Source organism: Shinella sp. (assembly GCF_052438155.1).
Classification (GTDB): domain Bacteria; phylum Pseudomonadota; class Alphaproteobacteria; order Rhizobiales; family Rhizobiaceae; genus Shinella.
The window spans coordinates 798,166-818,605 of the sequence record NZ_JBQVPI010000001.1; the positions used below are offsets into that span (position 1 = coordinate 798,166).

Below are 20,440 nucleotides of genomic sequence, written 5' to 3' on the forward strand. Positions count from 1 at the left end.
GCGGCTTTTTTCGAGAGTGAGATGACGTTCGAGCGTCAAGAAGGCTGGAGGCGAGAACTCCGGTGCCGGCGGATTTCGAGCGGTTCACCCACAAGGCTCAGTCCTGATCAGCTTGCCTCGCGGATCCAGAGCGGGAAGGGGTCCGGCAGGTTCGCCCAGCGCGCCGGCTCGAATATCTCGGCATCGACGAGACAGGCGTCGAGCCGGCGGCGGATATCGGCTTCATCCATAGGGTCCGCACCGATGAAGACGAGTTCCTGCCGCCGGTCACCCCAGACGGGATCGGAATAGCGGGCGATGGCGTCGAGCGCCGCCTTGTCCTGCGGCCAGTGCTGGCGTGGCACGGAGGCCCACCAGAGGCCGAGCCGGCCGCTCCTGACCAGGGCGCCCGCCTGGCTCATCTCGCCGACATGGTGGGGGCGGGTGGCCAGCCAGAAAAAGCCCTTGGCCCGGATGACGCCCGGCCAGCTCTCATTGAAAAAGGCCTTGAGGCGGACGGGGTGGAACGGTTTTTGCGCCCGATAGACAAAGGAGCGGATGCCGTATTCCTCCGTCTCCGGCACATGGTCCTTGAAGCCGTAAAGTTCCTTGAACCACAGCGGGTGCTCGCTCGCCTTCTCGAAATCGAAACGGCCGGTGCCGAGGATGTCGGTAAGTGCGACGCGGCCGAAGTCGGTTTCGATGATCTGCGCCGAGGCATTGAGGCTGCCGACGATCTGGCGGGCGGCGATGAGGTTTTCGAGCGGCGTCATGCCCGTCTTGTTGAGCACGACCACGTCGGCGAACTCGATCTGCTCGACCAGCAATTCCACCAGCGTGCGCGTATCGCCTTCACCGGCCGTCGTGCCGCGTTCGGCCAGAAAATCCTGGGAGCCGTAGTCTTTCAGGAGATTGGCGGCGTCGACCACCGTCACCATCGTGTCGAGCCGGGCAACGTCCGACAGGCTCCAGCCGGCCTCGTCGCGGAAGTCGAACGTCGTGGCGACGGGAAGCGGTTCTGAAATGCCACTCGATTCGATCAGCAGATAGTCGAAACGGTCCATCTCCGCGAGGCGGCGCACTTCGGCGAGCAGGTCGTCGCGCAACGTGCAACAGATGCAGCCGTTCGTCATCTCGACGAGCTGTTCGTCCGTGCGCGACAGGTCCGCACCGCCATCGCGAATGAGGGCGGCATCAATGTTGACCTCGCTCATGTCGTTGACGATGACGGCGACGCGCAGGCCGCTGCGGTTGTTCAAGATGTGATTGAGCAGCGTCGTCTTGCCGGCGCCGAGGAACCCGGAAAGCACGGTGACGGGGAGGCGGTTGTCCATGCGAATTGCCTTTTATGTTATACCATTACATAAGCTGTGCCGAAAAAGGCGGGACTGTCCCGCCTCGTTCTTTGCGATGTCGTTCGGCCTCAAGCCGGAATGCCGTCGCTGGTCAGCTTGGCTGGCCAAGGCAATCGCGCAGCGACGTGGCGATGCTCTTCATTAGGGTGAAGTAGAGGCCCGGACCTGGCTCCAGCGTGGCGGCTTCCGGATCGAGCGTGCCGGATTTGGCCGAGGTGCCCTCGATCACCACATTCACCAGCTTTGGTTCAAACTGCGGTTCGGCGAAGACGCAGGTTGCGCCCAGCGTCTTCACCTTGTCGCGGATCTGCGTCAGGCGCTCGGCACCGGGCAGGGTTTCCGGGCTGACGGTGATGGAACCGGCAGCGTGCACGCCGTAGTGATGTTCAAAATACTGGTAGGCGTCGTGGAAGACGATGAAGGGCTTTTCCTTCACTGGTGCAATGGTGTCGGCGACTTCCTTGTCGAGAGCGGTAATCTTGTCGTTCAGTGCGGCGAGGTTCTTGTTGTAGGTCTGCGCATTGGCCGGGTCCTTTTCCGCGAGCACCTTCGCCGCTTCCGCGGCAATGGCGCGCGCATTGTCCGGGCTCAGCCAGAGATGCATGTCGAATTCGCCGTGCTCGTGGCCCTCATGACCGTCTTCGGCCTTCTTAGCATGATTGTGACCGTCCTCGTCGTGGGAGTGGCCTTCGTGAGCCTCTTCGCCCTCGTCGCTATGCGCCTCGAACGGACCGCCCTCGCGGAACTGCAGTTTTTCGAGGCCGGGCGCGTCGTCAAGTTCGACGACGGTTGCGTTGCTGCTCAACGATTCCAGCGGTTTTTCCAGGAATGCCTCCAGCCCGTGGCCGACCCAGAAGACGACGTCGGCATCCTGCAGGGCTGCGGCATTCGACGGCTTGAGGGAATAGGTATGCGGCGAGGCGGCGCCCTCCACGATCAGGCTGGGTTCACCGATCCCCTGCATGATCGCGGAAACGAGCGAGTGGATCGGCTTGATCGATACGACCACGCTCGGGGTTTCAGCCCGCGCGGCAGAGGCGCCAACGGCAAGGAGAGCGGTGGAGAGGAGGAGGGCGTGTACGGCCTTTTGCATGGAAAACTCCGTCTTGAATTCAAGTGTAATGTTATTACATCAATTGCGTTATGCTATAACGTGTGCCATATCCGGTGGCAACAGGCTTTTTGGAAAAATGATGCTGCAAACCCCGACCAAGACCGTACAGCCGCTCGTCTCGCTTGCGGGGGTCGGCGTGCGCCGCCAGGGCCGCTGGCTCGTGCGCGGCGTGGAGTTTTCCATCGCGCCGGGCGAGATCGTCACGCTGATCGGCCCGAACGGCTCAGGCAAATCGACGACCGCCAAGGCGGCGATCGGCGTGCTGAAGGCGGATGAGGGCAGGGTGGAGCGCAAGGCTGGCCTGAAGGTCGGCTATGTCCCACAGAAACTCGCCGTCGACTGGACCATGCCGCTCACCGTCGACCGACTGATGACGCTGACCTCGCCGCTCAAAGGTGCGGAGATCGACGCGGCATTGGAGGCGACGGGCATTCGTCATCTCGCGCGTGCGGAGGTGCAGCATCTTTCCGGCGGTGAATTCCAGCGCGCGCTTCTCGCCCGCGCGATTGCCCGCAAGCCCGACCTGCTGGTGCTCGACGAGCCGGTGCAGGGCGTCGATTTTTCCGGGGAGATCGCGCTCTACGATCTCATCAAGACCATCCGCAACACGACGGGCTGCGGCATCCTGCTGATCTCGCACGACCTGCATGTCGTGATGGCCGAGACGGATACCGTGATCTGCCTCAACGGCCACGTCTGTTGCCGCGGCACGCCGGAAATCGTCAGCCAGAGCCCGGAATATCTCAAGCTTTTTGGCGCACGGGCCGGCCAGACGCTCGCCTTCTACAACCACAATCACGACCATACGCATCTGCCGGATGGCCGTGTGCAGCATTCCGACGGCTCGATCACCGACGATTGCCGGCCGGACGACGGCCATCACGTCGAAATCCTGCCGACCGGCGGAAAAGCCGGACCGATGCGCATCGTGCACACGCACGGGCCGAACTGCGGCTGCGGCCATGATCACAGCCCGGCACCGGCCGGCAGCAGAGGGGCGCGGCGCGATGCTTGACGATTTCTTCATGCGCGCGCTCGTCGCCGGCGTGGGGCTCGCCATCACCGCCGGGCCGCTCGGCTGCTTCGTCGTCTGGCGGCGCATGGCCTATTTCGGCGATACGATGGCCCATTCCGCGCTGCTTGGCGTCGCGCTGTCGCTGCTGATGGATTTCAACCTGCTGATCAGCGTCTTCATCGTCGCTGCGGCCATTTCCATGCTGCTTCTACTGCTGCAGAAGCGCGGCACGCTGTCCACGGATGCGCTGCTCGGCATTCTCTCGCATGCCACACTGGCGATCGGGCTCGTCATGGTGTCGTTCATGACCTGGGTGCGCATCGACCTCGTCGGCTTCCTGTTCGGCGACATTCTCGCGGTTTCGCGTGCCGATGTGGATCTCGTCTGGGGCGGCGGTATTCTCGTCACCTTCGCCATCGTTTGGATGTGGCGCCCGCTCATCGCCTCGACGGTGAACCCGGAACTGGCGGAGGCCGAAGGCCTGCAGCCTGAAAGGGCACGGCTTGTCTTCATGCTGCTGATGGCGCTGGTCATTGCCATTGCCATGAAGATCGTCGGTATCCTGTTGATCACCTCGTTGCTGATCATCCCGGCGGCGACCGCACGGCGCTTTTCCACCAGCCCGGAGGTCATGGCCGTGCTCGCCTCGGTCATTGGAGCACTGGCCGTTGTGGGCGGGCTTTTCGGTTCCTTGAAATTCGATACACCCTCCGGTCCTTCGATCGTCGTGGCAGCACTTGGCCTGTTCGTTCTGAGCCTGCTGACGAAGCAGAGGACGGGCGAAGTGGATCATTCGGCGACAAGCCAGGGAGGTCAGGCATGACCACGCAACAACTGACGCGCAACCAGGGCCTCGTCTTTGGCGTGCTATCGCATTCCGGCAGCCCGCTCAGCGCCTATTCCATCCTCGATAAGCTGCGCGACGATGGTTTTCGCGCGCCTTTGCAGGTCTATCGGGCGCTCGACAAGCTTTTGGAATTCGGCCTCGTGCACCGGCTCGAAAGCATCAATGCCTTCGTCGCCTGCGCGCATCCGGATGAGGGCTGTCACGCCCATGGCCTCACGGCCTTCACGATCTGCGAGACCTGCGGCCAGGTGACGGAGTTCCACGATCACATGATCGAGGACCGGCTGAAAGGTTTTGCCAAGGACCGCAACTTCAAGACCGGCAAGACGACGATCGAAATCCGCGGCACCTGTGCGGGCTGCGCGTAAGCGATTCCAGCGTAGAACCAACGCTCAACCGATCAGCTTTAGCCCCTTCTTGAAGCGCTGCCAGTTGCGCACGTAGCTTTCGGCCGAACGTTTCAGGCCTTCGATGGCAGCGTCGTCCAGCGTGCGGGCAACCTTGGCGGGGGAGCCGACGATCAGCGAATTGTCCGGAAACACTTTGCCTTCCGTCACCAGCGCATTGGCGCCGACGAGGCAGTTATTGCCGATCACGGCGCCATTCAGCACGGTCGCGCCCATGCCGATCAGGGAATTGTTGCCGATGGTGCAGCCATGGATGATGGCGCCGTGGCCGATCGTGCAGCCTTCGCCGATGACGACCGGCTTCGCGGGGTCCGTGTGCACGACGACACCTTCCTGGATATTCGTGCGCGCGCCGACGATGATCGGTTCGTTGTCGCCGCGCAGTGTCGCGCCGAACCAGATGCCCACATCCTCGCCGAGGATCACCTTGCCGATGACGTTCGCATCCGGTGCCACCCAGTAGCGATCCGCGGCGGGTAGCGTGGGCGTCCGGTCGTCAAGGGAATAGAGCGGCATGGGGTCCTCCGGCGGTTTGATTCCTCGGCGCCACTCTAGCATCGGCCCGCCGGGTCGCGAAAAGGCCGAAGGGTGGTTTTTCTGCCGTGCATGGAGTATGAGGCCGATCATGACGAATACAGGCACATTCTACCAGCAGGCCGTGCGCTCGGGGACGAAGATTTTCGCAACCGCCCCCATGATCGACTGGTCGGACCGTCACTACCGCGCGTTCGCGCGGCAGATGACGAAGAACGCGCTGCTCTTCACGGAAATGATCGTTGCGGACGCGATCCTGCGCGGCAACCGGGAGCGACTGCTCGATTTCGATGCGGCGGAACATCCAGTCGCCCTTCAGCTTGGCGGCAATGATCCGCACAAGCTCGCGGAGGCGGCGCGGATCGGCGAGGGGTTCGGCTATGCCGAAATCAACCTCAATGTCGGCTGTCCGTCGGACCGCGTGCAATCCGGTACGTTCGGCGCCTGCCTGATGCGCGAGCCGCAGCTTGTGGCGGATTGCGTGGCGGCGATGAAGGCGGCGGTTGCCATTCCCGTGACCGTCAAGTGCCGCATCGGTGTCGATGACCAGGATCCCGAGGTGGCTTTGCGCGACCTCGTCGCGCGCATCAAGGCCGCCGGCACGGATGCCGTCTGGGTCCATGCGCGCAAGGCCTGGCTGCAGGGCCTGTCGCCGAAGGAGAACCGCGATATCCCGCCGCTCGATTACGGGTTGGTGCGCCGGCTGAAGGTGGAAAACCCGAATCTTTTCATTGGTCTGAACGGCGGGCTTCACACATTGAGTCAGGCCGTGGAGGAAATCGACGGTCTCGATGGCGCCATGCTTGGACGGGCGGCGTATCAGGATAGCGGTGTCCTGACGGGCGTGGACGATCGTTTCCCGCATCCGTTTTCGCAGGAGGCCTGGCTTTCCTCTGGAGCGGCTATTCCCCCGCAGGATCTTCCCGTGGACTATTGGGAAACCGTCCGGGACGCGATGATGGAGTATGCCGCCGGCGTTGTGGCGCGCGGCGGACGGGTGGCGCATGTGACGCGCCACATGGTCGGGCTGTTCCAGGGCTTTCCGGGCGTGCGACGCTACCGCCAGATTCTGTCGACGGATGCGACGAAGCCGGGGGCGGGGCCGGAGGTGATCGAGGGGGCCTTTGCGGCAGTGCTTTCCGTCCGGGCGCAAGCGGGCGCGGCGGCGGAATAGAGCTTTCTGTGCATCGCCGCGCGGCGACCACAATTTCGTCCTCTCGGAGTTGGAAACTTCGCTTGCTTCGCCCTTGATGGCAAGGCGCCACGGGGCTAGGTGTGAACGCGACATGGCAATACCGACAACAGTGCGCAGCGGTTTTGCTTGCCGAGAATTGCGTAAAAAAGACAGAGACGAACAGGTGGCCGCGTGATCGATCCATACGCCATGCTCGGAATAGAGCGCGATGCCGACGACAACGCGGTGAAGGCTGCCTATCGCAAGGCCGCCAAGGGCATGCACCCCGATTCGGGTGGCGACGCGGACCAATTTTCCCGCCTTCAGACCTGCTACGACCTTCTGCGCAACCCCATTCGCCGCAAGGTCTTTGACGATACCGGCTTCGATCCGCAGCTTGCCGATCCACGCGACCTCAAGGGCCTGATGCTGCTGGAGCCGCTGGTCAACGACGTCATTCTCGACGAGCGCGAGCCCGGCAGCTTCGATCCGCTGGCGGCGATGCGGCGAAAACTTTCCGACGACATCGTCAAAAGCCGCTTCCACATCCTCGAACTGGAGCGCCACCGCAATCGCGTGCGCCAGCACATCGACCGGCTGGGCCGCAAGGCCGGTACGGATTTTCTCGGCTCCATGCTGCGCGCCCGTTCGCAGTCAATCGCAGAGGCGATCCGCAATGCGGAGAGCCAGATCGCGGTCATCGAGCAGGCCTATGCCATGCTGGAAGGCTACTCGTATGAGCTTGCCGCGGCTGTGGAAGTGATCAAGGGCGAGGCGGCGGAGTAGGGAGGATTAATCCTTCAGCCGCAGTTCGTCCCGCGTGATCTCGATCGAGCCGAGCGTTTCCAGAAAACTCATGCCGAGCAGGCTCTGGTCGAGGCGTCCCTCTTCGGTGACCATGCCGCGGATCGCGCCGCGCAGGATGGGGCCGATCACGACTTCCCTGAGCGTTACGGGGGCTGCGCGCGCACGGCCGTTGGCGGTGGAGACGTCGATGGAGAAGACAAGGTTGTCCGGGTTGATACCGAGACGCATGGCGTCTTCGTAGGAAAGCACGACGGAGCTTGCCCCGGTATCGACCAGCATGCGCAGCGGCGTGCCGTCGATCGTCACATCCGCTTCGAAATGGCCGGAAATGCCCTTGTTGATCACCAGAATCTGTTCGCCGCTGGCGCTGGTCGTCACGACCGCGCGGCCGGGAATGAGGCCGGCGGTCAGGCGATTGCCGAAATCCTGCAGGTCGAAACGATAGAGATAACCGGTGACCAGCACGAGGATGAGCAGCAGCCAGATGCCGGCCTGGCGCACGCTTTCGCCGAACTGCCGTCTGCCGGCCAGTACACCGGCCGCCATCATCGTGGCGATGGCCGAGAGCGTGACGAGACGGCCGAAGTCGTTGTTGTCCATGCCCATCGTGCGGCCGCTGTCGTGGTTGAGGATCAGGAAGGCAAGGCCGACGGCGAGGATGCCGAGAAGAATGTAGAGCCTCATGCTTCACCGCGCTCCCGCGCCATGCGCGTGCGGCGGGTCTCGCGCCGCGGCTTGTGTTCGACGGTATCAAGGCGGGCCGGCAGATCGGCCATGATCGCGCGGCGCTGGTCGGATGTGTAGAGCGTCCAGGCGCCGATTTCATCGCGGGTGCGGCCGCAGCCGAAACAGTAGCCGGTCACCATGTCGATCGAACAGACGAGAATACAGGGCGATTCCATCGCGGCTCCAGCGTACTTTTCCTCCTATATCGTCAGCTCAGAGCGCCAAGGCAAGGGCGAACAGCACTGACATTTCCGAGAGCTGCTGTGTTGCGCCGATCGTGTCGCCGGTATGCCCGCCGATCTTGTGCATCGCGGTTCGATTGAAGGCGAGGACGGAGAGGGCCGCCGCCGCAAACATCAGGACGAGTGAAAGCACGCTGCCGTGCGGGAGGAGCAGCAGCGCGGTGATGAGCACGCCGCTCACCAGCGCGAAGATGGTGGCGCTGCTGTCCGGCTCACCGACCGAGGCGGCGACACCATCACGCCGGGCCGGTGGCAGCAGCGACCAGTGCCAGACCATGGCCGTCCGGCTGGCGGCGGCGACGGCAAGCAGGACCATGCCGAGGCCGGAGGGTGTGAGGGCCGTGGCAAGGGCCGCGATCGCCGCGGTGCGCAACCCGAAGGACAGGATGAGCGCCACCGCACCGTAGGAGCCGATCCGGCTGTCCTTCATGATGGCGAGCGCGCTTTCCCGGTCCTTTCCACCGCCGATGCCGTCGGCGCTGTCGGAAAGGCCGTCCTCGTGCAGCGCGCCGGTAACCAGAACCTGCAAGGCAAGCGTGGCGAAGGCGTTGAGAAGCGGCGGGGCGCCTAGGGCGGAAAGGACGGCGGCGAGGGCTGCGGCGGGAAGCACGATCAGCACGCCGGCGACCGGAAAGGCGCGGACGGCGCGCGAAAGCCGCCCGTCATGGCCGATGAAGTGGCGCTGCGGTACGGGCACGCGCGACAGGAAGGCGACCGAGCGGGCGATGTCGTCGATATAGTCCTGGATGGTCACGAAGGAGCCCCTGCTGTTAAGGCCGCAAAAGGAAACGACGGTTGCTGCAAATGCGGTTGTCGGATTCGCGCCCGGCCTCTATTAGGAGACACCAAACACCTGCCTTTGAAAGCCCCAAGCAAGGAATTCCCCAAGATGAGTGCCAGCGGCCTGCCGTTCGATGATTTTCGTGAATTGCTGCGCAATCTGCCCGGCCCGGATTCGGCAGCGCTCGTGGCTGCGCGCGAACGCGATGCGCAGCTGACCAAGCCGCCTGGCGCGCTCGGCCGGCTGGAGGAAATCGCCTTCTGGCTCGCCGCCTGGACCGGCCGTCCGCCGGCCGTGACGCGCCCGCTCGTCGCCATCTTCGCCGGCAACCACGGCGTCACCAAGCAGGGGATCACGCCTTACCCGTCCTCGGTCACGGCGCAGATGGTGGAGAATTTCGCGGCCGGCGGCGCGGCGATCAACCAGATCTGCGTAACGCATGATCTCGGCCTGAAGGTCTTCGACCTCGCGCTCGACTATCCGACCGCCGACATCACGGAGGAAGCCGCCCTTTCCGAGCGCGACTGCGCGGCCACCATGGCCTTCGGCATGGAGGCGGTCGCTGGTGGCACGGACCTGCTGTGCGTCGGCGAAATGGGCATCGGCAACACGACGATCGCCGCCGCCATTAACCTCGCGCTCTATGGCGGCACGGCGGAAGAGTGGGTCGGTCCGGGCACTGGCTCGGAGGGTGAGGTCCTGCAGCGCAAGATCGCCGCCGTGAAGAAGGCGGTCGACCTGCACCGTCCGCATCTGTCCGATCCGCTCGAGGTGCTGCGCCGCCTTGGCGGCCGTGAGGTCGCCGCGATGGCCGGCGCGATCCTCGCCGCACGCATGCAGAAGATTCCGGTCATCCTCGATGGTTATGTCGCAACGGTCGCGGGTGCGGTCCTTCGCGCCGCCAACCCGGCGGCACTCGACCATTGCCTCATCGGGCACGTCTCTGCGGAGCCGGCGCATATGAAGGCGATCGAGAAGCTTGGCAAGACGCCGCTTCTCGCGCTCGGGATGCGGCTCGGTGAGGGTACTGGCGCGGCGCTGGCCGCCGGCATCGTCAAGGCGGCCGCGGCCTGCCATTCCGGCATGGCGACCTTCGTTCAGGCGGGTGTCAGCAACCGCACCTAACTCGGCGGTCGGCAAAAAGCCCCAAATGGTGTGAATTGAGACCCAAGGCATTCCCGTCATGCGGGCATGCTTTATGGGCGCGGCAGAATCAGGATTTTGGAATGGGTCAGGCACCAATCGAGAAAAAGACAGGCTTCAGCCACCTGATTGCGGCAGCAACCTATTCGGCTGCCGGCGCGCGCCGGCTGCTCGGCGAATCGGCCTTTCGGCACGAGTTGATCGCCTTCGGCGTCGCGATGGTGTTGTTCACCGTCGTCGGTGCGTCCTTCTTCCAATACGTGGCGATGGCGATCCTGTTCCTGCTGATGGTCGCCTTCGAGGCGCTCAATACGGCGATCGAGGAGATCGTCGACCGGGTCTCGCCGGAAATCTCCGAAATGGGCAAGCACTCGAAGGACCTCGGCTCGTTCGCCGTGTTCTGCCTGATCATCTCGAATGCCGTCTATGCCGGTTACGTGGTGATTTCCCAGTTCGTTTGATGCGGTCGGGTCCTGTCGCTGCGGTCGCGCGTGACGGATCTCTCCGCCTTTCTATCCCCTGAGCGAGAAACACTTTCACCAAAACCGATCATCCGCTAAACCTCCTGCCAAAGATTGCAGGAGGTTACGGCATGGCAAAGGTTGCGTTCATCGGTCTCGGCGTCATGGGCTATCCCATGGCAGGCCACCTGAAGGTCAAGGGCGGCCATGAGGTGTCGGTGTACAACCGCACCTTCGCCAAGGCGGAAAAGTGGGCTGCTGAATTCGGCGGCACGGCGTTTCGCACGCCCGCGGAAGCGGTAAAGGACGTCGATCTCGTCTTCACCTGCGTCGGTAACGATGACGACCTGCGCTCCGTCACGATCGCCACGGACGGCGTGCTGGACGGTATGAAGCCAGGCGCAATCCTCGTTGATCACACCACGGCCTCGGCCGAGGTCGCCCGCGAACTCGACATTGCCGCCAGAAACAAGGGTTTTGGCTTCATCGACGCACCCGTTTCCGGCGGCCAGGCGGGCGCAGAGAATGGTGTACTCACCATCATGTGTGGCGGCGATGCGGCGAGCTTCGAGAAGGCGAAGCCTGTCATGGAGGCCTATGCAAGGATGGTCGGCCTGATGGGATCGACCGGCGCGGGCCAATTGGCCAAGATGGTCAACCAGATCTGCGTTGCCGGCGTCGTGCAGGGCCTGGCCGAAGCCATTCATTTCGGCACCAAGGCCGGCCTCGACATGGAGGCGGTCATCGAGGTCATCTCGAAGGGTGCTGCCGGCTCCTGGCAGATGGACAATCGGCACAAGACGATGATCGCCGGCAAATACGATTTCGGTTTCGCCGTCGACTGGATGCGCAAGGACCTCGACATCGTCCTGTCGGAAGCCCGCCGCAACGGCGCAAAACTCCCCGTCACCGCCCTCATCGACCAGTTCTACGGCGATGTTCAGGAGATGGGCGGCAACCGTTGGGACACCTCCGCGCTGCTCGCCCGGCTCGAGAAAAAATGATCGGCAAAACCGCCTCGGCCGCTGATCTGTTGGAGCACCTCCACACGCTGCGATCCGAGGAAAACCTTGCCGGGATTGCCCGCTACGGCATCGTCACCGATGCGGCGCTCGGCATTTCCAATCCCGATCTCAGGAAAATTGCGCGGGCGTCCGGAAAGGACCACGCCCGCGCTTTTGCCCTGTGGGAAAGCGGCATCCGGGAAGCCCGTTTGCTCGCGCTCTTCACGATGGAGCCGAAGACGCTGACGGTGGCGGAGGCTCGCCGCCTGGCCGAGGATTTCGCATCCTGGGAAATCGTCGATGCCGCAGCCGATCTCTTTGTCGAGGCTGGGCTTCTTGCGCTCATCGAGGAATTTGCCGACGAGGAGCGGGAATTCGTGCGCCGCGCCGCCTTTGCCATGATTGCCGGCGCGGCTGTTCATCTGAAGCGAGAGCCGGACGCGACGGTCATCGCCTGGCTCGGCCTCATTGAAAACCACGCAGCCGACCCGCGCAATTTCGTGAAGAAGGCGGTCAATTGGGCATTGCGCAACATCGGCAAGCGAAGCCATGCCTGCCATGGGCCGGCGCTTACACTTGCGCAAAAACTCGCGGCAAGTGCCGATCGCACGGAACGTTGGAACGGCAAGGATTGCGTGCGCGAACTGACAGCGGAAAAAACGCTCGCCCGGATCAAGCGCTGATCAATCGTCGCCATTTTTCTGGTTGTCGACCGTCATGTAGTCGAGCGGCATCTCGGTCGTGTACTTGATCTGCTCCATCGCGAAGGCGGAGGAAACGTCGCGAATCTCGATGCGGGCGATCATGCGCTTGTAGAAGGCATCGTAGGCGGCGATGTCCGGCACGACGACGCGCAGGAGATAATCCACGTCACCGCTCATGCGATAGAACTCGACGACTTCCGGGAACTCTACGATCACTTCGGAGAAACGCTTCAGCCATTCCGTGGAATGCGAATTGGTGCGGATCGAGACGAAGACGGTGACCTTGGTGTTGATCTTGACGGGATCGAGCAGCGCAACGCGCTTGCGGATCACGCCGTCCTCTTCCATCTTCTGGATGCGCCGCCAGCAAGGGGTGGTGGAGAGCCCGACCTTCTTGGCGAGGTCGGCCACTGCGAGCGTGGAATCTTCCTGCAAGAGGCGCAGAATTTTGCGGTCCAGACGATCCATTGTATTCTCCTGCGAAATTTAATTCCCTCATATACCGGGATATCGGTAAATTGAAAGAATGTCATTTCATTCCGTAAGGGTTTTCACCCGCTTTCGCAATTCCGGCAAAATGTCTGCCTCGAACCAGGGATTGCGCTTCAGCCAGCCAGTATTGCGCCAGCTGGGATGGGGCAGCGGTAACACGGCGGGCTTTTCGTTGCGGCCCAGATGCCGGCGCCAGTCGCGGACCGTTTCCGTCATGCTCGAAGCCTTTGCTGCACCGAGATGCCAGGCCTGTGCATATTGCCCGATCGCCAGCACGAGTTCGACCTGCGGCATGGCCGCAATCACGTCGGCGCGCCAGAGCGGTGCGCATTCCCGCCGTGGCGGCAAGTCGCTGCCATGGGCATCGTAGCCGGGAAAGCAGAACCCCATTGGCACGATCGCGAATTTTGCGGGATCGTAGAACGCATCGCGCGTCACGCCGAGCCAGTCCCGCAACCGGTCGCCGGAGGCATCATTGAACGGCAGGCCGCTTTCATGCACACGCAGCCCGGGTGCCTGCCCGGCGATGAGGATGCGGGCGCTATCGGAAATGACGGCGACGGGACGCGGCACGTGCGGTAGGGGATTATCCACCTTTGCCGGGGTGTCGCGGCAGAGCCGACAGGCCGCGATCGCCGCGCGGAGCGCAGCTATGTCGCCGGCAGGTCTTTCGTCAGCCATCGCGCCGTCCGTTCAGTTCAAGCCGAATGTTGCCAGAATGCCGCCGAGCATACCGGGTTCCGCGTCGTGCGCCTCCTCCTGCGGCCGGCCATTCATCCGGCGCCATTGCTGCGGCATGTCGAACTCTGTTCCCCACAGCCCCTTGCGCTCGGCCTTGGCGAACTGCTCCTCGTCCTCATAGTTGCCATAGGCGACCGCCAGGCCCTCCCGGACCATGCGTGCGCCGAGGTCACCATCGGCGGTTTCGCAGCGCGCGAGCCAGCGGGCGTATTTGTCCGTACCCTGGGTGTGGCAGGTGACGGCGCCCGCCCGCAAAAATTCGGCAAGCCGCGAACGCGCGGCCACGCCGCAGCGCCAATCCTCGCCGTCGCGCTTGCAGATCTGCATCATCTCCGGCGTATCCATGCCGACAAGACGAATGCGGTGCCCGTCGAGCGTCAGCGTGTCGCCGTCCGCGGCCCGCGCCGTGCCGATGATCGTCTCGCCGCTTTCGCCGCTGATGCGCGCCACGACCAGCGCCGTCAGCGCCAGGATCGCCACCGCAACGCCGAGATCGCGCACCCGCCTGGAAAGCCCCATGCAACCCGTTCCTTAAACCAGAGTCTTGATGTGCCGTCATATGCCGGAATGCCGTCGAATTCACGTTACGGAAAATGTCGGAATGGTTCGCAAATGGTTTATGCGCGGCAGCATCTTCTTAAGGATTCCACCCTAGAATTCAACGCTGTCCGCAACAGTTGCATTTGTGATGAGTACCGGCGTCAGCACATCGACCGACAAGATTATCGTCGACAAGTCGCGCAGCCACCGAAACAAGGCTGTTTCGCGGGCCGTCCGCACGACTCGCGAACGGTTGCAGACGGCGACGGGCCTCTCTCCGGGCTTCGAGCGCGAAATGCTGCAGCTCCACATCGCTTCGACCGTGCAGAGCGCACTCGCTGTACCCATGGTCATCGTGCTGATTGCAGCCGGCGGGATCTATCTGACCGAGGAAATCGGCCTCATCGCCTGGGCGGTGCTGGCCTTGAGCATGCATGCGCTGGGCATGATCGTCGCGCGGCGTGCGCGTGGGCGAGAAATCACTGCCGACACCGTTCGACGCTGGCAACGCCGGTTTCTCATCGCGCAGGTTTGTATGGGATTTGCCTGGGCGGCCTTTGCCTTGCAGACCTGTGGTCAGTGCAGCGGCGCGACATTCGACTTTTACAAGGGATCGGCGCTGCTCGTGGCCCTCGCGGTGACGGCGATGAGCACGCTCATGCTGCGCCATGCGGTTCTCTATGCTTTCACGCCGACAGTTGTCGCCCTGGCTATCTCTGCGACCCTGCGTCCGGATTCGGCAACTATCGGCACGGCTGCGATCATCGCGGCGGCCCTGGTTTTCCTGGTGTTCATGACGCATCGTCTGCGCCACACCAGCGCACAATTGCTTTCCTCCCAGTCGGAAAAGGATGACCTGATCGCCGAGCTGGAAGTGGCAAAATCCATGTCGGACGAAGCGCGCCGCCGGGCGGAAGAGGCCAACCTCGCCAAATCCCGCTTCCTGGCCTCTATGTCGCATGAACTGCGCACGCCGCTGAACGCCATTCTCGGCTTTTCCGAGGTCATGTCGACGGAGGTGCTGGGGCCGCTCAACAACCCCGTCTACAAGGAATACACCTCCGACATCCATCGCTCCGGGCAGCACCTGCTGAACCTCATCAACGAGATTCTCGACCTGTCACGCATCGAGGCGGGCAAATACGACCTCTCCGAGGATTCCGTGCATCTGGTCGACATCGCGGAAGACTGCATCGGCATGGTGCAGTTGCGTGCGCGCGCCAAGAACATCACCATTGCCGAACAGGTCGAAGGCGGCATGCCGGCGGTCTGGGCGGATGAAAAGGCGCTGCGCCAAGTCATCCTGAACCTGCTGTCGAACGCGGTGAAGTTCACGCCGCAGGGCGGAGAGGTCATCGTCAAGGCCGGGTGGACCGCCGGCGGCGGCCAGTATGTCTCGATCAAGGATAACGGTCCCGGCATTCCCGAAGAGGAAATCCCGATCGTGCTCTCCGCCTTCGGCCAGGGCTCCATCGCCATCAAGAGCGCCGAGCAGGGCACCGGTCTCGGCCTGCCGATCGTTCAGGCCATCCTCGCCAAGCACAATGGCGAATTCATCCTGAAATCCAAGCTGCGCGAAGGCACCGAGGCGATTGCCATCCTGCCGGCCAAGCGCGTGCTCCAGAGCCTGCCTGCCGTCACCGGCACGCAGGCCGTCGCCCCTCGCAAGAAAAGTTTCGCCTGAGCGAGGTAGAGCTGCCCGTCAGCCGCGATATTTCGCGAGCACCAGATGGCCGGCGATCGGCTCGCCTTCTTCCATGCGCACGGTGATGTCGGTGATCTCGACGATGTCGAAGCCCGTTTCATCGAGGCGCTGGCGGACGTAATCCGCAGCATGGGCGAAGCGCTGGTGCGGGCCGACCATGAAAGGCCGGCCGGCGAAGGTTTCTTCCAGCAAGGTTTCGGAGGAGAAGATGAAGTGCCCGCCGGCCACGAGATTTTCCGCAGCGCCGAAGAACAGCGGTTCGAGCGCGCCGAGATAGGGTAGCACGTCCGTTGCGGTGATGAGGTCGAAGGACTCGTCGTCGTTGTCATCGAGGAAATCGACGGCTTCGGCGACGTAGAGGGTCTCGTAAAGATCCTTCTCGTGGGCGATCTCGACCATGTTTTCCGAAAGGTCGATGCCGGTGATGTCTTCTGCCATGTCGCGCAGCGCGCCGCCGGTCAGCCCGGTGCCGCAGCCCAGATCGAGCACGCGCTTGAACGGACCCATGTCGAGCGCCTGGAACCGCTGGCGCACCAGCAGCGGCACGCAATAGCCGAGTTGCTCGACGAGCACGTTGTCAAAAACCTCGGCGTGCTGGTCGAAGAGGGTGGTGACATAGGCGTCCGGCGCCTTTTCCGGCGTCTCGCCGCGGCCCATCGAGGCGAGGCGCACGGCAGCGCCGCCGTGGTCTTCGGGATCGAGCGCCAGCACTTCGGCATAGGCCTTGGCGGCAGCATCGAAATCGCCGGACTTTTCCAGCGAAAGGGCGCGGTTATAGGCTTCCGCGAGCGCATCTTCGTCGATCTTGGTCATGGGGGCGTCTCATAGGCCGCAAATAGCCGTTTATCAATCGCCGAAAGAGGCGCATGATCCTCCCAAGAGCAAAAAGACCATTCGGAGGAATGACATGCCTGGCGATATGGCTCCCTTGTCGCTTTCGGCGGAAGCCAAGCAGACCGGCAGTCCCGCCCTGCCAGTGACGTCGATGGAGACGATCAACACGGTGGTGCACTACTATCGCGGCGAGCTCGGGCGCATGGCCGGCTGGCGCAACCGGATCGACCAGACGTCGAACTGGGCGATCACCGTGGTGGCGGCGCTGCTCTCCGTCTCGCTGTCGACGCCGACGTCGCACCACGGCGTGCTGCTTTTCGCCATGCTGCTGGTGACGTTGATGTTGATGATCGAGGCGCGGCGCTACCGCTTCTTCGATGTCTACCGGGCACGTGTGCGGCAGCTAGAGCGGTTCTATTTTGCCGAAATCCTCAATCCCCGCGGGCAGCTCGCCTTCGATTGGGCGGCTCCGATCGCCAAAAGCCTGCGAAAGCCGGAATTCCTGATCAGCTATCGCGACGCGGCCTGTCGGCGGCTGCGGCGGAACTATTGCTGGATGTATCTCATCCTGCTTCTCGCCTGGGCGCTGAAGATTTCATCCTCCATGATGCAGAAGCCCGCGACGGCCGGCCGCGACATGGCGCTCGCGATCGAGCATGTCGTGGCGAATGCTGCACTTGGGCCGGTTCCGGGTCTGGCGGTCATCGGCCTCGTCGCGGTGTTCTACGTCGTCATCGCCTATTTTTCACTGAAGGTGGATATGTCCGATACCGAACTGGCGCATGGCTCTGTGCACGTGTAAGCTGCATCGATAAGGCGGCGGCCTATTCTCCATACAGAAATTTCAGAGCTTCTGATCATGCGTTTTTCTGACTATCGACCACGTCACGTCCTATGCATCTTGGGTAAAAAGGGTGATTTTTTAGAACTCGTTCGTTCGATGGAGTTGGCAATCGATGATTTCGCTGACGGCTTCGAGGTTGATACGGAATTCTCTCAGGACGTACCCGATGAACGCATGGCCGATGCCTTCAACGCCTCGTGGGATCGTGTTCACGAAAATGCATGGAACGATGCCGATCGCATTGCGGTGCGTGGCCATGGTTGCGTGATCTATGTGCTTGGTCCGCATATGGATCCGGAAGATGCCGTTAGAATATCCGCAGTAGCTCTCCGATTGGTCATTCATGCTCTCAATCATGGGGCTACGGCTGTGAAGGGAGAAAGTGCCGGTGTCGCACACGGTGTCACGCGATGGAAGCAAATCGGCCGCGATGCGGAATCCCTTTCGGAAGGGCGTGTTCTGGCCCGCCTTTGTCGTCAGGCTTTCAGCCGGCGGCCGTTGTGCGACGATGATTCATTTCTCAGCGTCGGGTTTCATCTGATAGGGCTACCTGAGGTCTTCGTGTCGAGAGCTCTAGCTGAGGACGAGTTGGAGCTCACAACAATAATCGACGATATTGCGGAGGAGCTTTATATCCATGGCGTCGATAAGACGCTGGCGATTCATGGCGCGATCTTGCTACCAATCGATGGTTATGACGAAGACGAACTAAAACATAATCCCTATGGAGCTGTTCACGTTAAATCCTTTGATAAAGTTGCACTGCAAGATTGGTCGAGCGAGCACCCAACATTCCATTCTTAGGTTTTGGGACACAGCGATGCACTTGATGTGATCCCGCCGCACGTCGAAGCTTCGATAGCTGGCGCACTCTCGGTTGTTTCGAGTCCGACGGTGATTGAGCGTTGTTCAGTTGAGGATGAACTCACCCTTGAGTGCTCGCCATTCCGTCGCAGAGATCAGTCGGCGGTGGACGTAGCTCACCGAGTGGATCGGGCCGTCCAGCTTCTCCTGCCAGAATTTCAGAAAACTCTTCATCTCGGGGAAGTCGGGGGCGAGATCGTAGTGCTGCCAGATATAGGCTTGCAGGAATTGCTGATGATCCGGCATGCGGTAGAGGATCTGGGCCGTGGTCACGCCGTAGCCCTTGAGCTGCATTGCCATGTCGTTCGTCATAGCGACCTCATTGCGTGGTGAATGATGGTCCCTATAATTGAGCGCTTGCAGGGTTAATGAAACGTTAATTTCTGATCCACGATGAGAATATTTCTGTGAAATCAGGTATTTGGCAGCACCCATGTATGAGTGCTGCCAGGGAGTTCAGCGCTTCAGGTGGCGCGTCAGGCGGGTTTCCAGCCAGGCCCAGAGATTGCGCAGCAGTTCTACCATGAGCAGATACATCAGCGCGGCCCACAGATAGGCCTGCGGGTCGAAGGTGCGCGAGAAGGCGAGGCGGGTTTGACCCATCAAGTCGAGGACCGTGACGATGGCGACGATGGCGGAGCCCTTGATCATCAGGATGATCTCGTTGCCGTAAGGGCGCAACGCCACGATCAGCGCCTGCGGCAGAATAACCTTGAAGAAGGCGACCTTCTTCGGCAGGCCGAGAGCAGCCGCACCCTCATGCTGGCCGCGCCCAACGCTCTCGATCGCGCCGCGCAGGATTTCGGCCTGGTAGGCGGCGGTGTTGAGCGTGAAGGTCAAAAGCGCGCAATTCCATGCATCGCGGAAAAACCACCACAGGCCCCAGGCCTTGAGTTCGGCGGAGAAACTGCCGAGGCCGTAATAGATGAGAAACAACTGCATCAGCAGCGGCGTGCCGCGGAAGAAATAGACATAGCCGTAGGAAAACCAGGAGAGGACCGGGTTCTTCGACATGCGCGCGAAGGCGAGCGGCAACGAGATGAGGCCGCCGAGCACGACCGAGAGGCTCACCAAAAGCAGCGTGACGCCAAGGCCGGACAGGTAGTTCGGCCCGTATTTCGCGAACTTTTCAGTGTCCCAGCCGCCGGTGATCATCAGGAAGATGCCGACGGCGAGCGCCAGCCACACACCCATGAAGATATTGCCGAAGAAACGGCTGGCGGTGAAGCGCTTCAGCGGAGCCGGCGGCGGGGCTTGCGGCGGGATGAGGGTGGTGACGTAGCTCATCGCGCGACCTCCGAGCGCTTGGCCCAGCTCTCGATGCTGGAGAAGACCAGCGACGAGAGGAAAGCAAGGATGAGGAAGAGCGCGCAGGCGACGGTGTAGAACTCGAAGGCTTCTTTGGTGACGCGCGCCGCGATGCCCGTCTGGCGCAGGATGTCCGGCAGGCCGATCACGGAGACGAGCGCGGTGTCCTTCAGGAGCGCCATCCACAGGTTTCCGAGGCCGGGCAGGGCAACGCGGATCAACTGCGGCAGTACGATGAGCTGCATGGTGCGGCCCTCGTGGAGGCCGAGCGCGTAACCCGCCTCGTACTGGCCGCGCGGAATGGCCTTGAACGCGGAAAGCAGAACTTCCGAACAATAGGCGGAGAAGACCAGGCCGAGTGCGAACATGCCGGCGAAGAAGGCATTGATCTCGATCGTGCCGTCATACCCCATCGCGGCAACGAGGTTCTGCACGAGGATCTGCAGGCCGTAATAGACGATGAAGAGCGTCAGCAGTTCCGGCAGGCCGCGGAACAGCGTGGTGTAGATATTGGCCGAAAGCCTCAGCGACTTTTCTTCCGACTGCTTTGCCAGCGCGATGAAGAAGCCCATCAGCAAGCCGACGGGAAGGGTCGCGATGGCGAGGCTTGCCGTTACCAGGAAACCGAAGGCGATCTCGTCGCCCCAGCCGGCGGCGCCACACGCCAGGAGCGTATTGCCCAGGAAAAGATTGAAGATGCCGATCGGCCCGCAAAAGGGATCGATGATCCCGATAAATGCGGTTACCGCCTCGACGATGGCGGTGAAAAACCCGCTCATGCCAGAAGAACCCCCGATGCGCTTTGCGCTTGTTGTTCAA

The 20,440-nt window shown here is 62.3% G+C and carries 25 protein-coding genes; 12 read left to right on the plus strand and 13 right to left on the minus strand.

What is annotated here, in order from left to right; translation table 11 throughout:
• Positions 1-107: 107 nt before the first annotated feature.
• Together ACT6VE_RS03720 and znuA are read right to left on the minus strand one after the other, a co-directional pair.
• Positions 108-1,313 (minus strand): GTP-binding protein, encoded by a 1,206-nt coding sequence (locus tag ACT6VE_RS03720; protein WP_444797252.1) that lies wholly within the window; start codon positions 1,311-1,313, stop codon positions 108-110.
• Positions 1,314-1,425: 112 nt separating this feature from the next.
• Entirely contained in the window at positions 1,426-2,427 is a 1,002-nt protein-coding gene (znuA, locus tag ACT6VE_RS03725) for a zinc ABC transporter substrate-binding protein ZnuA (RefSeq protein ID WP_444797253.1), read from the minus strand.
• Between the two features lie 100 nt (positions 2,428-2,527).
• On the opposite strand from znuA, the gene ACT6VE_RS03730 reads away from it, so the two are divergent.
• The 3 genes from ACT6VE_RS03730 to ACT6VE_RS03740 are packed head-to-tail and all read left to right on the plus strand — an operon-like array spanning position 2,528 to position 4,678.
• The gene (locus tag ACT6VE_RS03730; RefSeq protein ID WP_444797254.1) at positions 2,528-3,463 is read left to right on the plus strand and encodes an ATP-binding cassette domain-containing protein; all 936 of its coding nucleotides are present in this window, start codon (positions 2,528-2,530) and stop codon (positions 3,461-3,463) included.
• A complete protein-coding gene (gene znuB / locus ACT6VE_RS03735; RefSeq protein ID WP_444797255.1) occupies positions 3,456-4,286 on the plus strand; it encodes a zinc ABC transporter permease subunit ZnuB in 831 nt (276 codons plus the stop codon). Before ACT6VE_RS03730 ends, znuB begins: the two co-directional genes overlap by 8 nt.
• Entirely contained in the window at positions 4,283-4,678 is a 396-nt protein-coding gene (locus tag ACT6VE_RS03740) for a Fur family transcriptional regulator (RefSeq protein ID WP_444797256.1), read from the plus strand. Before znuB ends, ACT6VE_RS03740 begins: the two co-directional genes overlap by 4 nt.
• 24 nt (positions 4,679-4,702) lie before the next feature.
• Here the strand turns inward: ACT6VE_RS03740 and ACT6VE_RS03745 are convergent, their stop codons facing one another.
• Entirely contained in the window at positions 4,703-5,233 is a 531-nt protein-coding gene (locus tag ACT6VE_RS03745) for a gamma carbonic anhydrase family protein (protein ID WP_444797257.1), read from the minus strand.
• 109 nt (positions 5,234-5,342) lie between these two features.
• Here ACT6VE_RS03745 and dusA point away from each other — a divergent pair, with 109 nt between their 5' ends.
• Complete coding sequence (gene dusA, locus ACT6VE_RS03750) at positions 5,343-6,425, plus strand: tRNA dihydrouridine(20/20a) synthase DusA (RefSeq protein WP_444797258.1); 1,083 nt, start codon at positions 5,343-5,345, stop codon at positions 6,423-6,425.
• 192 nt (positions 6,426-6,617) lie between these two features.
• Positions 6,618-7,211: a J domain-containing protein gene (locus ACT6VE_RS03755; RefSeq protein ID WP_444797259.1), complete on the plus strand. Its 594-nt coding sequence runs from the start codon at positions 6,618-6,620 to the stop codon at positions 7,209-7,211.
• A gap of 6 nt (positions 7,212-7,217) precedes the next feature.
• Here the strand turns inward: ACT6VE_RS03755 and ACT6VE_RS03760 are convergent, their stop codons facing one another.
• From ACT6VE_RS03760 to ACT6VE_RS03770, 3 genes are read right to left on the minus strand one after another with little or no spacing between them, the layout of a single operon-like run.
• On the minus strand, positions 7,218-7,916 hold the full coding sequence (locus tag ACT6VE_RS03760; RefSeq protein ID WP_444797260.1) for a retropepsin-like aspartic protease family protein: 699 nt from the start codon (positions 7,914-7,916) through the stop codon (positions 7,218-7,220).
• Complete coding sequence (locus ACT6VE_RS03765; RefSeq protein ID WP_444797261.1) at positions 7,913-8,134, minus strand: DUF1289 domain-containing protein; 222 nt, start codon at positions 8,132-8,134, stop codon at positions 7,913-7,915. The genes ACT6VE_RS03760 and ACT6VE_RS03765 overlap by 4 nt, the downstream gene beginning before the upstream one ends.
• 37 nt (positions 8,135-8,171) lie before the next feature.
• On the minus strand, positions 8,172-8,954 hold the full coding sequence (locus ACT6VE_RS03770; RefSeq protein ID WP_444797262.1) for an adenosylcobinamide-GDP ribazoletransferase: 783 nt from the start codon (positions 8,952-8,954) through the stop codon (positions 8,172-8,174).
• A gap of 135 nt (positions 8,955-9,089) precedes the next feature.
• Between ACT6VE_RS03770 and cobT the strand changes: the two genes are divergently transcribed.
• From cobT to ACT6VE_RS03790, 4 genes are all read left to right on the plus strand, one after another.
• Positions 9,090-10,106, plus strand: a complete 1,017-nt coding sequence (cobT, locus tag ACT6VE_RS03775; protein WP_444797263.1) for a nicotinate-nucleotide--dimethylbenzimidazole phosphoribosyltransferase — start codon at positions 9,090-9,092, stop codon at positions 10,104-10,106.
• A 101-nt stretch (positions 10,107-10,207) separates the two neighbouring features.
• On the plus strand, positions 10,208-10,585 hold the full coding sequence (locus tag ACT6VE_RS03780) for a diacylglycerol kinase (protein ID WP_069058511.1): 378 nt from the start codon (positions 10,208-10,210) through the stop codon (positions 10,583-10,585).
• 113 nt (positions 10,586-10,698) lie between these two features.
• A complete protein-coding gene (locus tag ACT6VE_RS03785; protein WP_444797453.1) occupies positions 10,699-11,589 on the plus strand; it encodes an NAD(P)-dependent oxidoreductase in 891 nt (296 codons plus the stop codon).
• A complete protein-coding gene (locus ACT6VE_RS03790) occupies positions 11,586-12,272 on the plus strand; it encodes a DNA alkylation repair protein (RefSeq protein WP_444797264.1) in 687 nt (228 codons plus the stop codon). Before ACT6VE_RS03785 ends, ACT6VE_RS03790 begins: the two co-directional genes overlap by 4 nt.
• Here ACT6VE_RS03790 and ACT6VE_RS03795 read toward each other — a convergent pair whose 3' ends face one another.
• The 3 genes from ACT6VE_RS03795 to ACT6VE_RS03805 all read right to left on the minus strand — a co-directional run bounded on the left by ACT6VE_RS03795 (position 12,273) and on the right by ACT6VE_RS03805 (position 14,045).
• Positions 12,273-12,761: an Lrp/AsnC family transcriptional regulator gene (locus ACT6VE_RS03795; RefSeq protein ID WP_444797265.1), complete on the minus strand. Its 489-nt coding sequence runs from the start codon at positions 12,759-12,761 to the stop codon at positions 12,273-12,275.
• Positions 12,762-12,827: 66 nt separating this feature from the next.
• Entirely contained in the window at positions 12,828-13,466 is a 639-nt protein-coding gene (locus ACT6VE_RS03800) for a uracil-DNA glycosylase family protein (RefSeq protein ID WP_444797266.1), read from the minus strand.
• Between the two features lie 12 nt (positions 13,467-13,478).
• Positions 13,479-14,045, minus strand: coding sequence for a thermonuclease family protein (locus ACT6VE_RS03805; RefSeq protein WP_444797267.1), 567 nt, complete (start codon positions 14,043-14,045; stop codon positions 13,479-13,481).
• Between the two features lie 169 nt (positions 14,046-14,214).
• Here ACT6VE_RS03805 and ACT6VE_RS03810 point away from each other — a divergent pair, with 169 nt between their 5' ends.
• Positions 14,215-15,750, plus strand: a complete 1,536-nt coding sequence (locus ACT6VE_RS03810) for a sensor histidine kinase (protein ID WP_444797268.1) — start codon at positions 14,215-14,217, stop codon at positions 15,748-15,750.
• Between the two features lie 18 nt (positions 15,751-15,768).
• Here ACT6VE_RS03810 and ACT6VE_RS03815 read toward each other — a convergent pair whose 3' ends face one another.
• Positions 15,769-16,584: a methyltransferase gene (locus ACT6VE_RS03815; RefSeq protein ID WP_444797269.1), complete on the minus strand. Its 816-nt coding sequence runs from the start codon at positions 16,582-16,584 to the stop codon at positions 15,769-15,771.
• A 94-nt stretch (positions 16,585-16,678) separates the two neighbouring features.
• Between ACT6VE_RS03815 and ACT6VE_RS03820 the strand changes: the two genes are divergently transcribed.
• Together ACT6VE_RS03820 and ACT6VE_RS03825 are read left to right on the plus strand one after the other, a co-directional pair.
• Positions 16,679-17,407: a DUF2270 domain-containing protein gene (locus ACT6VE_RS03820; protein WP_444797270.1), complete on the plus strand. Its 729-nt coding sequence runs from the start codon at positions 16,679-16,681 to the stop codon at positions 17,405-17,407.
• A 57-nt stretch (positions 17,408-17,464) separates the two neighbouring features.
• The gene (locus tag ACT6VE_RS03825; protein WP_444797271.1) at positions 17,465-18,253 is read left to right on the plus strand and encodes a hypothetical protein; all 789 of its coding nucleotides are present in this window, start codon (positions 17,465-17,467) and stop codon (positions 18,251-18,253) included.
• 105 nt (positions 18,254-18,358) lie between these two features.
• Here the strand turns inward: ACT6VE_RS03825 and ACT6VE_RS03830 are convergent, their stop codons facing one another.
• From ACT6VE_RS03830 to ACT6VE_RS03840, 3 genes are all read right to left on the minus strand, one after another.
• Positions 18,359-18,625, minus strand: coding sequence for an usg protein (locus ACT6VE_RS03830; protein WP_444797272.1), 267 nt, complete (start codon positions 18,623-18,625; stop codon positions 18,359-18,361).
• 144 nt (positions 18,626-18,769) lie between these two features.
• Positions 18,770-19,600, minus strand: coding sequence for an ABC transporter permease (locus ACT6VE_RS03835; protein ID WP_444797273.1), 831 nt, complete (start codon positions 19,598-19,600; stop codon positions 18,770-18,772).
• Positions 19,597-20,400, minus strand: coding sequence for an ABC transporter permease (locus tag ACT6VE_RS03840; RefSeq protein WP_444797274.1), 804 nt, complete (start codon positions 20,398-20,400; stop codon positions 19,597-19,599). Before ACT6VE_RS03840 ends, ACT6VE_RS03835 begins: the two co-directional genes overlap by 4 nt.
• Positions 20,401-20,440: the final 40 nt, after the last annotated feature.